This window comes from Hoeflea sp. (genome assembly GCF_039975035.1).
Classification (GTDB): domain Bacteria; phylum Pseudomonadota; class Alphaproteobacteria; order Rhizobiales; family Rhizobiaceae; genus Hoeflea.
This window is the reverse complement of the sequence record NZ_JBDWHW010000259.1, coordinates 12,155-26,423: the sequence shown is the minus strand read 5'-3', so window position 1 is coordinate 26,423 and position 14,269 is coordinate 12,155. Positions and strand designations below refer to the sequence as shown.

The 14,269-nt window shown below is 58.6% G+C and carries 15 protein-coding genes and 1 pseudogene; 6 read left to right on the top strand and 10 right to left on the bottom strand.

What is annotated here, in order from left to right; translation table 11 throughout:
- Window positions 1-6: 6 nt before the first annotated feature.
- Window positions 7-510: a BA14K family protein gene (locus ABJN75_RS23210; RefSeq protein ID WP_348442051.1), complete on the top strand. Its 504-nt coding sequence runs from the start codon at window positions 7-9 to the stop codon at window positions 508-510.
- Between the two features lie 271 nt (window positions 511-781).
- On the opposite strand, the gene ABJN75_RS23205 is transcribed toward ABJN75_RS23210, so the two are convergent.
- The 3 genes from ABJN75_RS23205 to ABJN75_RS23195 form a co-directional block, all read right to left on the bottom strand.
- Window positions 782-1,429, bottom strand: a complete 648-nt coding sequence (locus ABJN75_RS23205; RefSeq protein WP_348442050.1) for an MBL fold metallo-hydrolase — start codon at window positions 1,427-1,429, stop codon at window positions 782-784.
- A gap of 127 nt (window positions 1,430-1,556) precedes the next feature.
- A complete protein-coding gene (locus tag ABJN75_RS23200; RefSeq protein WP_348442049.1) occupies window positions 1,557-2,432 on the bottom strand; it encodes a mechanosensitive ion channel domain-containing protein in 876 nt (291 codons plus the stop codon).
- 257 nt (window positions 2,433-2,689) lie between these two features.
- Window positions 2,690-3,157, bottom strand: a complete 468-nt coding sequence (locus ABJN75_RS23195; protein ID WP_348442093.1) for an Lrp/AsnC family transcriptional regulator — start codon at window positions 3,155-3,157, stop codon at window positions 2,690-2,692.
- 13 nt (window positions 3,158-3,170) lie between these two features.
- Here ABJN75_RS23195 and ABJN75_RS23190 point away from each other — a divergent pair, with 13 nt between their 5' ends.
- Together ABJN75_RS23190 and ABJN75_RS23185 are read left to right on the top strand one after the other, a co-directional pair.
- On the top strand, window positions 3,171-3,338 hold the full coding sequence (locus ABJN75_RS23190; RefSeq protein ID WP_348442048.1) for a hypothetical protein: 168 nt from the start codon (window positions 3,171-3,173) through the stop codon (window positions 3,336-3,338).
- 249 nt (window positions 3,339-3,587) lie between these two features.
- Window positions 3,588-4,169 (top strand): hypothetical protein, encoded by a 582-nt coding sequence (locus ABJN75_RS23185; RefSeq protein WP_348442047.1) that lies wholly within the window; start codon window positions 3,588-3,590, stop codon window positions 4,167-4,169.
- A gap of 561 nt (window positions 4,170-4,730) precedes the next feature.
- On the opposite strand, the pseudogene ABJN75_RS23180 reads toward ABJN75_RS23185, so the two are convergent.
- A pseudogene (locus ABJN75_RS23180) lies at window positions 4,731-5,523 on the bottom strand (IS1595 family transposase).
- On the bottom strand, window positions 5,520-6,410 hold the full coding sequence (locus ABJN75_RS23175; RefSeq protein ID WP_348442046.1) for a branched-chain amino acid aminotransferase: 891 nt from the start codon (window positions 6,408-6,410) through the stop codon (window positions 5,520-5,522). Before ABJN75_RS23175 ends, ABJN75_RS23180 begins: the two are co-directional and overlap by 4 nt.
- A 207-nt stretch (window positions 6,411-6,617) precedes the next feature.
- On the opposite strand from ABJN75_RS23175, the gene ABJN75_RS23170 reads away from it, so the two are divergent.
- Together ABJN75_RS23170 and ABJN75_RS23165 are read left to right on the top strand one after the other, a co-directional pair.
- A complete protein-coding gene (locus tag ABJN75_RS23170; protein WP_348442045.1) occupies window positions 6,618-7,136 on the top strand; it encodes a MarR family transcriptional regulator in 519 nt (172 codons plus the stop codon).
- Window positions 7,137-7,141: 5 nt separating this feature from the next.
- Complete coding sequence (locus tag ABJN75_RS23165) at window positions 7,142-7,849, top strand: response regulator (RefSeq protein ID WP_348442044.1); 708 nt, start codon at window positions 7,142-7,144, stop codon at window positions 7,847-7,849.
- Window positions 7,850-7,913: 64 nt separating this feature from the next.
- Here the strand turns inward: ABJN75_RS23165 and ABJN75_RS23160 are convergent, their stop codons facing one another.
- The 5 genes from ABJN75_RS23160 to ABJN75_RS23140 all read right to left on the bottom strand — a co-directional run bounded on the left by ABJN75_RS23160 (window position 7,914) and on the right by ABJN75_RS23140 (window position 12,637).
- Window positions 7,914-8,072, bottom strand: a complete 159-nt coding sequence (locus ABJN75_RS23160) for a hypothetical protein (RefSeq protein ID WP_348442043.1) — start codon at window positions 8,070-8,072, stop codon at window positions 7,914-7,916.
- 5 nt (window positions 8,073-8,077) lie between these two features.
- A complete protein-coding gene (locus tag ABJN75_RS23155; protein WP_348442042.1) occupies window positions 8,078-9,433 on the bottom strand; it encodes an amidase in 1,356 nt (451 codons plus the stop codon).
- Complete coding sequence (locus ABJN75_RS23150) at window positions 9,423-10,841, bottom strand: TRAP transporter large permease subunit (protein ID WP_348442041.1); 1,419 nt, start codon at window positions 10,839-10,841, stop codon at window positions 9,423-9,425. The genes ABJN75_RS23155 and ABJN75_RS23150 overlap by 11 nt, the downstream gene beginning before the upstream one ends.
- Complete coding sequence (locus ABJN75_RS23145; RefSeq protein WP_348442040.1) at window positions 10,838-11,422, bottom strand: TRAP transporter small permease subunit; 585 nt, start codon at window positions 11,420-11,422, stop codon at window positions 10,838-10,840. Before ABJN75_RS23145 ends, ABJN75_RS23150 begins: the two co-directional genes overlap by 4 nt.
- Before the next feature lie 78 nt (window positions 11,423-11,500).
- Complete coding sequence (locus ABJN75_RS23140; protein ID WP_348442039.1) at window positions 11,501-12,637, bottom strand: TRAP transporter substrate-binding protein; 1,137 nt, start codon at window positions 12,635-12,637, stop codon at window positions 11,501-11,503.
- 245 nt (window positions 12,638-12,882) lie between these two features.
- On the opposite strand from ABJN75_RS23140, the gene ABJN75_RS23135 reads away from it, so the two are divergent.
- Window positions 12,883-14,265 (top strand): ATP-binding protein, encoded by a 1,383-nt coding sequence (locus tag ABJN75_RS23135; RefSeq protein WP_348442038.1) that lies wholly within the window; start codon window positions 12,883-12,885, stop codon window positions 14,263-14,265.
- Window positions 14,266-14,269: the final 4 nt, after the last annotated feature.

Below are 14,269 nucleotides of genomic sequence, written 5' to 3'. Positions count from 1 at the left end.
ACAACGATGAAATCCCTTACCAAGACAATCGGCATTACCCTGCTGACCGCCGTGACAGCATTTGCGCCCATGACCACCACCGCCAGCGCAGGTGACCGGCATGGGGCCCGCAACCAGCATCAGTCCCGGCAGGATCTCAGTCGTGTCTACAACTACCGCGAATATAGCGAACGCAATCAGCAGCGCGGCAACTACGTCTATCGCAAAGGCGGCAACAGGAAGCACAACTATCGTGGCCGCAACAACAACAACAACGACGCCATTGCCCTGGGCATCCTCGGCCTCGGCGCCGCCGCGATCATCGGCGGGGCCATTGCCAACAGCAACGCCAACAACCCGCGGGTGATCTATCAGCAGCCAACCGCGCCGCGCCGTGCCAGCAGCGGCAGCTACGCGCCGTGGAGCCAGTCCTGGATGCGCTATTGTTCTGACAAGTATCGCTCGTTCAACAGCTCGACCGGAACCTATCGCGGTTATGACGGACAGGATCACTTCTGCGTCGTCAACTGATACGCGCCGAGCAAAACCGCGGATCAGTTGCCTGAGAACAAGCAACTGATCCGCGCCAGCCGGAGTGTCAACGCACTGATGCATGTCGCGCAAAAGTGTCCTGCGGTTTTGCGATAACGACATGCAGAAACAAAGTGCTGCCGCGCGTCACCAGAATCCGTGTGCATGCGACGCGCATCAGGGCTTCACCATGAAAAACCGGCCTCGCCATGCGACGGCCGGTTTTTGCTGGGGTGATCACCCGGTGTTTGGCGACGATGGCAGCTCTGCGCTACAAGCCCTTGAGAAACGGGTTGGTGCGGCGTTCGTCGCCGATCTTGCCGCCCGGTCCGTGTCCGCAAATGAAGCCTGTCTCATCGCCCAGCGGAAACACCTTGTCGCGGATCGAGTTGAGCAGCGTCTGGTGATCACCACCGGGAAGATCTGTCCGGCCGATCGAGCCTGCAAACAGCACATCGCCCAGATGCGCGAAACCTTCCGCGCGGTTGTAATAGATCACATGGCCCGGCGCATGGCCCGGGGTATGATAGACTTCGAACTCGTAATCGCCGAACGATACCTTGTCGCCGTCCTTGAGCCACTGGTCCGGCGTGACGTTGCGCACATCCATCTCCAGCCCGAACATCTTGGCCTGTTCCTCAAGGCCCGAAAGCAAAGGCAGATCGGCCTCATGCGGTCCGATGATCCGCAGCCCGAGTTTTTCACGCAGTTCGTCAGCACCACCGGCATGGTCGATATGCCCGTGGGTCAGCCAGATCGCCTCGATATTCAGCTGGTTCTCGGCAATGGTCTGCAGGATCACATCGACATCTCCACCCGGATCGATGACGACACCGGTTTTGGTGTCCTGGTCAAACAGCACCGTGCAGTTTTGCTGGAATGGCGTGACGGGAATGATCCCCGCGCGCAAATCGCCCATGATTGGTCTTCCCATGTTTGTCGTTTGACGGCCGGCGGCCTGGTGCCGCCGGTACGGATCGGTCGTGCCTTGTTATCTCAAACTCATTCAAAGCTGAACCGGTTTGAAACCGAATGCCCCAAAAAGCCTATTCCGGCGTTTCGGGGGTAACGGCAAGCGCCCCTGAATATGTAACCTGCGGAAACGGGATCGATATGCCATTCTGATCGAACGCGATCTTGGCGGCCTTGGTCAATTCGCGACTGGTGGTCCACCAGTCCGGCGACTTGGTCCAGTAGCGCAAGGTGACGGATACAGCGCTGTCACCAAGCTCCGAGACATACGCCCAGGGTTCCGGCTCAGTCAGGACCCGGTCATCCGCCTGGGCGAGATCCATGAGAACAGACTGCGCCTTGTCGATGTCGTCCTCGTAGCCGATTCCGATCACAAGATCGTTCCGCCGCTCCGGCAACCGCGAATAATTGGTCACCGGAACATTCCACAGCTGCGAGTTCGGCGCCATGCGGTACAGACCGTCCAGTGTCTTCAGCTCGGTTGCGAAAAGCCCGATTTCCTGGATCGTTCCGGAAAGACCGTCCGCGTCAATGTATTCACCCACCCGGAAAGGCCGCAATACCAGAAGCATGATGCCCGCTGCGATATTCTGCAGCGTGCCCTGCAAGGCCAGACCGATCGCCAGGCCGGCTGCACCCAGCGCCGTAATGATCGAGGCGGTCTGGACGCCGAACTGACCGAGCACCATGATGACCACCACCACAAGCACGGAATAGCGGACAAAGATCGAGAAAAAGCCAACGACCGTCGGATCGATCCGGTGAGTGCGCTTGAGCAGAGACCGGACCCAACGCCCCATCAGCCGGGAAATCGTCCAGCCGACAATGAGGATGAAGATCGCACCGATGACCGAGAACGCATAACTGACAATCAGCACCTGCAGCCCGCTGATTGCGTCTCCCCAGCCTCCCACGATCTGCCCCAGTTGGGATTCGGATGCACTCGCCATCAGTTCTTCCATTCTGCTTCATCCACCTTCTAATTGGATTTGTTGCGCACCCCCTGGTGCATGTCGCGTTCAAACATATTCGTTTGAACGAAAACGTACATGCATCATTTCACAGTGCTACAGCGCCGCGCATCCCGACTGGAATCGCTGCACTGTAGCCGATGCACCGAACATCGGAACGTTTCTACCGGACGTTTGGTTCCAGTCCAATGCGCGAAAAAAATCCCGCCGCCCCCCTGTGACCCGGCCTGCAGGTATCAAACTGGAAGTGCGCCGCCCTCTTTCAAGGTGTCCAGCACAATTGCGGTCTTGACGTGCTGCACCGATTCATGCGGCAGCAGCACATCACTCACGAAAGCCGAGAGGCTGCGAAGATCCGGCGTCACCACCTTGATGATGTAGTCCATCTCGCCGGTGAGCGAATAGGCTTCGAGAACTTCGGGCAGGCCACCGATCAACCGGGCGAAGCGCTGTGCATTGTCGCGATTGTGGGTGGCAAGCGTCACCGTGATCAGGTTGACGATGCCGATCCCGAGTTTTTCGCGGTCAAGATCGGCGCGATATCCCCTGATGTAACCGTCCTGCTCAAGCCGGGCGCGACGCCGCGAACATTGCGAGGCTGACAGGTTGATACCCTGCGAAAGCTCGTTGTTGGTCAGCCGTCCATCCTGCTGAAGCAGCCGCAACAGCTTGCGGTCGAATTCATCCAGATGCAAGAATTCCACTCCCTGAACGATCATGATGCAGATTTTGTGCGGCAATTGCTCAAATATGCAGCTTCATGGGCGGCAGTCAACCAGCGTCGGCACCGACAAAATCCATGCCAAGACTGAGCTGATCGTCGACAAGAATGATTTCGGATATGGTGGAAAACCTTTGGGAATTACCCCCTTGACGCAAGTTTGAAAGACCGCAACAGCGCGCCCCTAATTAGGTTTCGCGTTAATATCGAAACTTACATCGTTTGGATTTTCCGGAAATCCACGCACATTTCCCATTTAGTCACTAAAAATCCCATCCTTTGCGCACGCGGAAAATTGCGCGTGGGTTGCGCGTGGGTAAAAAGTGTGCAACAAAAAGCCCTAGGTGGTGACTCACCTAGGGCTTGATTCTTTAGTGCCCAACTTTTCCGTAGTGGCGATAGGAGCGCCGAAATTGGACCCAATATTTATAGCAGATGACATTGATTTCCTCAAGAGCCAGGTCGACCATCATATACGGTCGGTTGAGTTCTATAAGGATCAGCGCGACCAAGATCGCGTTGAGCGGCATTCCGGAATATTGAGGCGTTTCAAAGCTTTGATTGAAAAGGTTTCGAAGGCAAACGCGCTTGTCGAGACGATGCCATCTCCCCTCCCGAGCACGGTTTCCAGCGAAGTAGGGTCGAGATTTGGTGATCTCGATGAACTGCCCGACGAACTGCGAACGCAACTTGTTAGCGCTCAATTCGATGCGCTCGAGCAATTGATTCGTGGCATCCTCCAGGAGGATCTGAACGGCGTGGGAACGATCGATGAAATTTTGGTAGCCGTCTACCGGAGGACGTCCAAGATTGAAAATCGGGATCAGCTAGCAAACAAAATGTATCGAATGACCAAGAAGAATTTGGTTGTGTCAGTTCCGAGACGCAAAGGCATATACGCCCTACCGGGTGTCGATGTGTCGGCAATCCAAGGAACCGGCGGCTCTAGTTCCGACGAGCACGAGAAAGACTCGTATGACGATGCTTTCGCTTGATCAATCCAAGAAATTCGAGTGCGCCACGGGCCTGCATTGGACCGCTGCCCGTGGCGCAGAACACAGACACACGGAGGTCGGCAAAGACCGTCATGCTTCTGGTTTTGTTAGCTAAATGAAGTCCGGTCGGTTGATGTGTTGATGCACAGTGCTCCGACCGGCACACTTTCGCCAACGGCAGGCAAGAATGCCCGTTTAGCAGCGTAAGTATGCATTTTTCCTTGCCGTTTTCAACCCACCTTTAGTGGAAAGGAGACGGACATGGACTGTCGAAGAGTGCAGGTACGCGCCTACACACGATGGCGCTTGGGTGCGCTGGAGTTTGTTTGCCGCCATACTCGTCGCTGGCCTAACCAGCTTTCATTCGATTTCTGATCGACTGCGATTGAGCCAAGGGCGGCTGCCGCCCTTGGCTCTAATGACTATCATTGGCCTATAGAAATGCAGTACCCTTATCTCAGACGCTTAAAGAAGGGCGGCTTGATGAGATCATCCTCCAGCAGGACGCTGACGGCATTGGCCCAATTGATCGCACCATGTTCGAACAAGCCACATCCCGCGTCATACGCAGGACACAATTAGATCAAACATCGCACTGTTCATCTTGCGATAGCTTGAGCGAAAAGCAAACTCGTTAAGAGACCTGTCCATGTATTTGCTCGACACGTGAATGTGGGTTGAGCGGACCGATGTCTTGAACAGCTTCTAGAAGCTTTTAACATTGTTTGCCGAGTGAGCTTCACCGGTCCGATAATCGTAATAGGTCCATTCCTTAGCGGCATGCCTAACGCGGCCATGCTTATATCCGTCGCCATTCAGTAAGCCATAGGACATCAGTTCGTCAGTCGAGACGACTGCACCCTTTGCAACATTGGCCAGTGTCACGCCGCGAAGGGTGTCCTTCTTGACATTTGGGATGACTTCAGTGCGAAGCTTACCTCCACGCTCTTTCATGCCCATGACAATCGTCTTACCTTCCGCACCACGACCACGCTTGCCGGGACGGCGACCACCAACAGATGTCTCGTCCAATTCCACATGGCCGGTCAGCATTTCGAATGCTGTCAACCGATCCGATAAGTTCGCGAATTTTTTCATGCCCATGCGCCATGCCGTCCTATAGATGACGCCAAGCTGGCGTTGGAGTTCCTTGCCCGAAACGCCGTGGCGGGTCGTGACGAATAGATAGATCGCATAGAACCAGGCTTGGAGCGGTGTGTGAAATTGTGCTGTCAGCACCATACTTGCGGCAAACATGCTCCATACCAAACCGCATTTCCATGATGTGGGTGAGGCAAGCCTCATCATCAGGGAAACGGACGCCGGCTTTTGCTTGCAGTGTCGATGTACCTATTCGGCGGCTGCGCGCTTCGGCTGAACCTCGGCCATATAATCACTGACGAGGTTCATGGCGATCTCGCCTACCTTGAAATTGTGTGGTCCGATCTCGGACACAGGCGTGACTTCGGCCGCGGTGCCGGTGAGGAAACATTGCTCGAAACTATCGAGCTCGTCCGGCATGATCGCCCGCTCGATCACCTCGTAGCCGCGTTTCTCCGCAAGTCCGATCACCGTGCGCCGGGTGATGCCATCAAGGAAACAGTCCGGCGTCGGTGTGTGAATCTTGCCGTCCTTGACAAAGAACACATTGGCGCCGGTGGCCTCGGCCACCTGGCCGCGCCAGTCGAGCATCAGCGCATCGGCGTAGCCGCGTTCCTCGGCCCGGTGCTTGGACAACGTGCAGATCATGTAAAGCCCGGCAGCCTTGGATTTCGACGGCGCGGTGCGCGGATCGGGGCGGCGATATTCGGCCAGATCGAGGCGAATGCCCTTCATCCGTTCTTCGGGATTGAAATAGCTCGGCCATTGCCAGATGGCGATGGCCAGGTTGATGCGGTTTTTCTGCGCTGAAACTCCCATCATCTCAGAGCCGCGCCAGGCGATCGGTCGAACGTAAGCGTCCTCCAACCCTTGCCGGGCCAGAAGCTCGATACACGCCTGGTCGATTTCGGCGACGCTGTAGGGAATCTTGAAGCCGAGGATTTCTCCCGACGTATGCAGCCGTTCGGTGTGCTCGGTGAGCTTGAAGATCTCGCCGCCATAAGCGCGTTCGCCTTCAAAGACGGCGCTGGCATAATGCAGCCCATGGGTCAGGACATGAATCTTCGCATCTTTCCATGGCACAAATTCGCCATTGAACCAGATTTCGCCTTCGAGCTGGTCAAAAGGTACGGACGCCATCACGTTTCCTCCAGGCGGTATGCCGCCGTGATACTGTTTGTCTGAAGCCGGTGTCGGAGACCGTGAGGCCATGCGCCGCAAACAGGCGCCGGAAACGGGCAATGGCAAACCGGCGGGCAAGGCCAGTTTGCCTCGCGCGCAATTCAACGCTAGCAATTGCGCCAATTTATGTCAACATAACTGACATATTCGAAAGGAAAAGTCGTCATGAGCTGCCCCGGCGCAATCAAACCCGTATCCGAGGAAACATGCGACCATCAGACAGGCGATGAAGAAGACATCGATTTCGAAATCATCGAGCTGGTGTTTTTCGCCTACCGTGATTTCACCTCCGACCCCGACGCCATTCTCGGCACGTTCGGGTTTGGCCGGGCGCATCACCGGGTTGTCCACTTCGTCAACCGCGAACCGGGCCTGACTGTTGCGGCCCTGCTGGAGACCCTGAAGATCACCAAGCAATCGCTCGCCCGCGTGCTCAAGCAACTCGTCGATTCGGGCTATATAGATCAAATCGCGGGTCCCGAGGACCGCCGGCAACGTCGGCTTTTCCCCACAGAGCGCGGTCGCGACCTTGCATTGGCATTGGCAAGGCCACAGTCTCGCCGCATCGCCCATGCACTTCAATCGCTGGATGAAAGCGGACGCACTGCCGTCAAGACATTCCTGTCAGGAATGATCAACTCTCCGACCGCCATACCGGGCGGTGACGATTTGAATGAGGGATAGAACAGATGACAGCCCCTTTGCCCGGCGATGACGCCGCCCATCTACTCGTTGTTGACGACGATACCAGAATTCGCGACCTGCTCTCGCGGTATCTCACTGAACAGGGATTTCGCGTCACCACCGCCGCCGACGCTGCCGAGGCGCGTCGCAAGCTCGACGGAATCGATTTCGATCTGCTCATCGTCGACGTGATGATGCCGGGCGAAAGCGGATTGTCGCTGACCCGGTCCCTGCGTGAAATCAAGACCGTGCCAATCCTCATGCTGACCGCGCTGGCCGAAGGTGATGCCCGGATCGATGGGCTTGAGGCTGGCGCCGACGATTATCTCCCCAAACCATTCAATCCGCGCGAGCTGGTGCTCAGGATCAACAACATCCTCAAGCGCGGCGGCCAGCCGGCCCCCCCCAAGGTCGAGCAGGTGGTGTTCGGTCCCTACACTTTTGTCATCGCCCGGCGCGAGCTGAAGAAATCCGGGGAACCGGTGCGCCTGACCGACCGCGAGCGCGAGATCATGGTCACCTTCGCCGAGAACGCCGGCGATACCGTGCCGCGCCATGAACTCGTCGGCGCCGACATCGAAGTCGGCGAGCGCACCATAGATGTGCAGATCAATCGTCTGCGCCGCAAGATCGAGGACGACCCCGCCAACCCGGTCTGGCTGCAAACCGTGCGCGGCATCGGATACCGGCTGAGCGTGGAGACCTCGGTGTAGCAACACCATCACGGCAGCTTTAGTCGATGCACTATACTGCGCCGCAGGCGTTCCGCCGGCAGATTTAGCGGGATGGCCGCTTGTGGATGAACAGGTCGTAGAACGCCATCGCCACGGTCAGCGCGACGATGATACCGAGATCCAGTCTGGGCAGCTTGTAGACCAGCACACCCAGAAAGCCGCATAGGATGATAAAGGCGAAAATCGTGAGAATCCGTTCCATGGTCGTCAGTCTCCCTGGCCGTCGGTTTCGAGATGCTTCACCAGCCACCGGGCTGTTCTGAGCAGGCGAGCGTCGCCACCGCGCGGTCCGACAAGTTGCACCCCCATCGGCATCCCGTCCTCGTCCGCAAACAGCGGCAGCGTGATCGCCGGCGTGCCGCACAGCGTCCAGATCCCATTGAACACCGAATCTCCGGTACTCTCCAGCCCCTTTGGTGCCGGTCCCGGGGCGGCCGGCGTCAGGATCGCGTCACAACGCTGGAAAACAGCACCGAGTCCGGAATAGAGATAATCAGGCCAGTCCAGCGCGGCGATGTAGTCGTGCGCGGTAACCTTGCCCCCCTTCTCGAGGGCTTCGGAAAGACGCGGTGACAGGTGGTCGCCACCGTCGCGGCTGTAGCGATGATAGCACTTGGACATTTCCGCCCGATTGATCCGCTCGCGCACGCTCGCCGCTTCGCCGAAAGCATCAGGGAGACCGGCCTCGAAACAGCCCTCGCCCAGATGTTCGACCAATTCCTGCAATGCCTGCTGGCACGCCTCGGTGGCCTTGTGCCAGTAAGGCGTGCGGACAAAGGCAAATTGCGGTGTCACCGGCGCCTCAGCGCTGGCAACAGACAACAGTTGCGGATGGGGCGCCGGCGTCGTCGCCTTGTCGAGGTCATCGTGTCCGAACAGCACCTCGGCCAGCAACGCCGCGTCTTCGACCGACCGCGCGAAGACCCCGATCCGGTCAAGGGTTGGCGACTGCGCCAGTACACCGGTGCGTGGGATGCTGCCCGATGAGGGCAGGAAGCCGGTGATGCCGCAAAACGCAGCCGGCCGGATAACGGACCCGCCTGTCTGGGTGCCGACAGCCAGCGGCACCATGCCTGCAGCAACAGCAGCTGCGGAGCCGGATGACGACCCGCCCGGCGTATGCGCCGGATTGACCGGATTGCGTGTCTTGCCCGGATGCATGAACGCAAGTTCAGCGGTGACCGTCTTGCCAATGATGATGGCGCCGGCTGCCCGCAGCTTCTCGACGATGACCGCGTCACGTTCGGGAACCCGACCGGCATCGAGCACTGTGCCATTGGCCGTCGGAATGCCGCGGGTGTCGATGACGTCCTTCAACGCCACCGGAAGACCGTGCAACGGCCCGATCGGCCGGCCCGATTTGCGGTGCGCGTCCGCGCCCTCGGCCTGGCGCATGGCGAATTCCGGATCGAACCACTCGAAGGCCTGAATTTCCCCCTCCACGGCTGCAATCCGGTCAAGACAGCCGCGCATATAGTCGGCGGCACGCAGCGCACCGCTGGCCATCCTTTCCCGCGCCTCCAAAGCACTCAGCCCAATTGTAGCCATGGGATCAATTGCCATAAAAGCGTTCCGGCAGGTAATAGACGATCTGCGGGAAGGTATACAACAGCGCCATGCAGATGAAGACCATCAACAAGAACGGCATGACCCCGGTGAAGATCTGCGTCAACTTCACCTCCGGTGGCGCTATCCCCTTGAGATAATAGGCTGACATGGCCATCGGCGGCGTCAGAAACGACGTCTGCAGATTGAGCGCGACCAGAATGCCGAAGAACAGCGGATCAATGTCGAAGATCGCCAGCAGCGGCAGGAAGATCGGCACGAAGATGATGATGATCTCGGACCATTCCAGCGGCCACCCCAGAAGGAAGATGATCAACTGGGCCAGAAGCAGGAACTGGAACGGCGTCAGGTCCAGACCCGTGACGAATTCCGAAATAATCTGCTCGCCGCCCAGATACGAAAACACCGAGGAGAAGACGTAGGAGCCGACAAACAGCCAACACACCATCGCCGTGGTCCGCACCGTCAGATAAACGCTTTCGCGTAGCCGTTGCCAAGTCATGGCGCCATAGGCGATAGCCAGACCCATTCCGCCCAGCGCACCGATCGAGGCGGCCTCCGTTGGTGTCGCCAATCCGAACAGGATCGAGCCCAGCACCGATATGATCAGGAACGCCAGCGGAAAAAACGAAGTGGCGATCAGGAACAGCAACCGGCCCATCGGCACATCCGGCACTTCCTCGTCGGTCGGGCGCGGCGCAACGCTCGGCTGCAGAAGCGAACGGCCGACAATGTAAATCAGATAAAGACCTACCAGGGTAAAGCCGGGCAGCAGCGCGCCGGCATAGAGCTTGACGATGGAAACACCCGACGCCGCGGCATAGACGATCAGCATGATCGAGGGAGGTATCAGGATGCCGAGCGTACCGCCGGCGCAGATGATGCCGGAGGCGAAAGACGGATCGTAGCGCGCTTTCAGCATCGCAGGCAGCGCCAGCAGACCCATCAGGGTGACCACGGCGCCGACAATGCCGGTGGCGGTCGCAAACAGCGCGCACGTGATCAGCGCGGCAACGCCCATCGATCCCGGAATCCGCTTGGAGGCAAGATTGAGGGTCGAAAACAGCCGGTCGACGATGTTGGCGCGCTCGACGATGTAGCCCATGAACAGGAACAACGGCACAGCCGTCAGCACTTCGTTGGACATCACCGTATAGGTTTGATTGATGAACAGGTCGAAGATGCGGTTGTTAAACAGCCCATCTATCCAGAGGGATATGCTGTCCCACGTGCTCGCCATCTCATCGAGGCGAAAATAGGAGCGCCACATCCGCGAGGGATCGAAATAGGCGTAGTAGCCAAAGCCGATGCCCATGGCCATCAGTGTAAATGCAATCGGAAAGCCCAGGAACACCATGAAGATGAACAGGCCCAGCATCATCAAAGCAATTTGAGGGTCGGTCATATGTGTCCGCCAGTTTCGGCCTCGTCGGCCCTTTTCATCATCAGGTCTTCAGTCTCGCGCACATCTTCATCGGCCTCTATCCACTGGCCGGTGCGCATGCAGACAATGCAGCGAAAAACCTGGGCAATCCCCTGGATGAACAGAAGAATGCCCGCGGCCATGATCACGGTCTTGAACTGGTAGATCGGGATCCCCGCCGGGCTGTTGACGCTGACCTCGCCGTAACTCCAGGAACGCGAGGCATATTTCCAGCCGGTCACGATCAGCGCCGTGACACCGGGAAAGAAGAACAGCAGGTAAAGCACCAGATCCACTCTCGCCTGAGTCTGCGGACGCCAGAGACGGTAGACAAAGTCACCCCGCACATGACCACCGCGCGACAGCGTGTAGGCACCCCCCATCATGAACAGCGAGCCGTACATGATAAAAGAGATGTCGAGCGCCCAGGGCGTCGGAGCGTTGAAGAGGTAACGTGAGACCACTTCATATCCCGTGCCGAAGGCCATCATTATGATCAGCCAAGCGAAAGCCTTGCCGAAGACCGCCGACAAGGTGTCGGCAAAACGGATATATTGAATCATGTCCAACCACTTTTCCGAGCCAGAGAGACCCGGCGGAACATTGTCCGCCGGATCATTGCAGCAATTAACCGGTCAGGTTTACATCTTCAGCTTGCCCGGGAAGTAGTGCTCATAGGCCAGGCCCAGGTCCGGCGCGTTCATCAGCTCGTAATAGGCGACCTGCTCGACCCATGCACGCTGACTGTCCATGACCTTCTTGTTGAAGGCATCGCCTTCCAGATCGGTAATGAGCGTGTCCCAGGCCTCCAGCTGCGCTGCGAGGATTTCCTTCGACGTGCGATGCACCGTAACGCCGTCATCGCTCTGCAGTTCGGCCAGATCCTTCGAATATTCCCGCATCGCAAGCGCCAGATTCGACGTGGCCGAGGCTTCGACACCATATTTCAGGATTGCCTGAAGATCGGGCTCGAGATCATCCATGAAGTCCTTGTTGAAGATGAACTCGAAGGCTTCGGACGCCTGGTGGTAGGACGAAAGATAGTAGTTCTTGGCCACGTCCTGAGCGCCGAACCGGCGGTCGGACGAGGGGTTGTTGAACTCGAAGGCGTCGATCACGCCGCGTTCCATGGACGGAACGATTTCGCCGCCCGGAAGCTGGGCGACGGACATGCCCATCGACTGCAGCAGATCGGCTGCCAGGCCGACGGTGCGATACTTGAAGCCCTGGATATCGGCGACCGAATTCACTTCGCCCTTGAACCAGCCGAACGGCTGCGCCGGCATCGGCATGCCCATATAGCCATAGACATTGAGGCCAAGCACATCCTGCGTCAGTTCGCGGTACAGCTCTGCGCCGCCGCCCTGATAGAACCAGCCGAGCATTGTGGTGGCCGAGCCGCCGAAGACCGGGCCGGTGCCGAAGAACGATGCTGCCTTGGATTTGCCGTACCAGTAGACCGGCACCGTGTGAGCCGCATCAATAACGCCATCGTTGCAGGCATCCATGACCTGGAAGGCGCCGACGATCGCACCCGCCGGCAAAAGGTCCATCTGGAGGCGTCCGCCGGACATTTCCTCCACGCGGGCGGTATATTCGCGCGCGAAGTCCATCCAGATGTCGGAGGCAGGCCACGAAGTCTGCATCTTCACCACCAACGGCGCCTGCGCCAGCACTGCCGGCGCGGACAGGGCGCCTGCCGCGGCCACGCCGCCCAACATCGATCCCTTCTTCAAGAAGGACCGTCGTGAAACGGACTTTTCGTTCTGATTATGCATATCCAATCCTCCCAATTGGTTGGCATTCAACTTTCGACGTAGTGAATATTCAGCAACATTGCCGAGAAGACAACCCACCGCCTTGCACGACTAAAGACCTATAAGGTCGGCAGCGGATCTGTGCCGCCGCATTTATACTACTGCTTTTCCACAAACCCTAGCACTTCGCCCCCTGCTGACGTTATAAGCAGAAAGGCGGGCGGTCTCGCCGCAGCACAGACAAGCCGAGGGTGAGGCGCCAGAGCATGGCCAGCATGGATTCCATTCGCCGGGAGTATGAACGGTATCCGCCAAGCGGTTTGCGCCGCTTCACACGCTGGTTCACCAAGCGCATTCCGACTCGGCTCTATGCCCGTGCGCTGCTGATCATCATCATTCCAATGGTTCTGTTGCAGTCTGTCATCGCCTTCGTGTTCATGGAGCGGCACTGGCAGACCGTGACCCAGCGGCTCTCCATGGCCGTGACCCGCGATATTGCGGCGATCATCGATGTGCTCGCCACCTATCCGCAGGACGCCGCCTATGACGACATCATCCGCATCGCCCGCGAACGGCTGGAGCTCAACATCGCCATAGAACCGCCCGGCGACCTGCCCGCGCCGAGGCCCAAGCCGTTTTTCTCGATCCTCGACCAGATCCTCTCCGAGGAAATCACCCGCCAGATCCGGTTGCCGTTCTGGATCGACACCGTGGGCAACTCCAATATCGTCGAGGTCCGCATCAAGCTCGAGGACAAGATCCTCAGGGTGTTCGCCAAGCGAAGCCAGGCCTATGCCTCCAATACCCATATTTTCCTGCTCTGGATGGTCGGCACATCGCTGGTGCTGCTGGCCATCGCGATCCTGTTCCTGCGCGGTCTGGTCAGGCCTATCCTGCAACTGACCCAGGCTGCGGAAAGCTTCGGCAAGGGTCAGCGCATGCCCGACGACTTCCGTCCCCGCGGCGCCGACGAAGTCCGCCGTGCCGGCCTCGCCTTCATCAAGATGCGCGAGCGCATCGAACGCCAGCTCGAGCAGCGCACCGCCATGCTCTCGGGCGTCAGCCACGATCTGCGCACCATCCTCACCCGCTTCCGCCTGCAACTGGCGCTGGTCGGCGATGGCCCGGAAATGGGCGATCTCAACAAGGACATCGACGACATGCAGTCGATGCTTGACAGCTACCTGTCTTTCGCCCGCGGCGAAGCCGAGGAGGACGTGGGCACGGTGAGCCTGAGCAACGTGGTTGAAAAGGTCGCCGCCGACGGACGCCTGCGCGGCGCCACGGTCACGGTGACGGTGCAGGGCGAGGACGAAATCAATGTGCGGCCCAATGCATTCGCCCGGCTGCTGACCAACCTTGTCTCCAACGCCTCACGCCATGCCGATGAAGTGTCGATCGATGCCCAGAACCGCGGAAAATGGCTGACCATCGCCATCGATGATGACGGGCCCGGCATTCCCGAAGATGCGCGCGAGGACGTGTTCCGTCCGTTCTACCGGCTTGATGAGGCGCGCAATCAGGACGAATCGGGAACCGGGCTGGGCCTGGCAATCGTGCGCGACATCGCCCGCAGTCATGGTGGCGATGTCACCCTGTCCGACAGCGCCATGGGCGGCCTGCGCGCCACGGTGCGTTTGCCGGCCTGATCAT

Bases quoted from the DNA above. Each gene is read 5' to 3' on its own strand.
- ABJN75_RS23145 (WP_348442040.1), bottom strand. From the start codon at position 11,422: ATGATTCAATATATCCGTTTTGCCGACACCTTGTCGGCGGTCTTCGGC.
- ABJN75_RS23165 (WP_348442044.1), top strand. From the start codon at position 7,142: ATGACAGCCCCTTTGCCCGGCGATGACGCCGCCCATCTACTCGTTGTT.
- ABJN75_RS23210 (WP_348442051.1), top strand. From the start codon at position 7: ATGAAATCCCTTACCAAGACAATCGGCATTACCCTGCTGACCGCCGTG.
- ABJN75_RS23135 (WP_348442038.1), top strand. From the start codon at position 12,883: ATGGCCAGCATGGATTCCATTCGCCGGGAGTATGAACGGTATCCGCCA.
- ABJN75_RS23170 (WP_348442045.1), top strand. From the start codon at position 6,618: ATGAGCTGCCCCGGCGCAATCAAACCCGTATCCGAGGAAACATGCGAC.
- ABJN75_RS23140 (WP_348442039.1), bottom strand. From the start codon at position 12,637: ATGCATAATCAGAACGAAAAGTCCGTTTCACGACGGTCCTTCTTGAAG.
- ABJN75_RS23155 (WP_348442042.1), bottom strand. From the start codon at position 9,433: ATGGCAATTGATCCCATGGCTACAATTGGGCTGAGTGCTTTGGAGGCG.
- ABJN75_RS23205 (WP_348442050.1), bottom strand. From the start codon at position 1,429: ATGGGCGATTTGCGCGCGGGGATCATTCCCGTCACGCCATTCCAGCAA.
- ABJN75_RS23200 (WP_348442049.1), bottom strand. From the start codon at position 2,432: ATGGCGAGTGCATCCGAATCCCAACTGGGGCAGATCGTGGGAGGCTGG.
- ABJN75_RS23175 (WP_348442046.1), bottom strand. From the start codon at position 6,410: ATGGCGTCCGTACCTTTTGACCAGCTCGAAGGCGAAATCTGGTTCAAT.
- ABJN75_RS23160 (WP_348442043.1), bottom strand. From the start codon at position 8,072: ATGGAACGGATTCTCACGATTTTCGCCTTTATCATCCTATGCGGCTTT.
- ABJN75_RS23190 (WP_348442048.1), top strand. From the start codon at position 3,171: ATGATGCAGATTTTGTGCGGCAATTGCTCAAATATGCAGCTTCATGGG.
- ABJN75_RS23150 (WP_348442041.1), bottom strand. From the start codon at position 10,841: ATGACCGACCCTCAAATTGCTTTGATGATGCTGGGCCTGTTCATCTTC.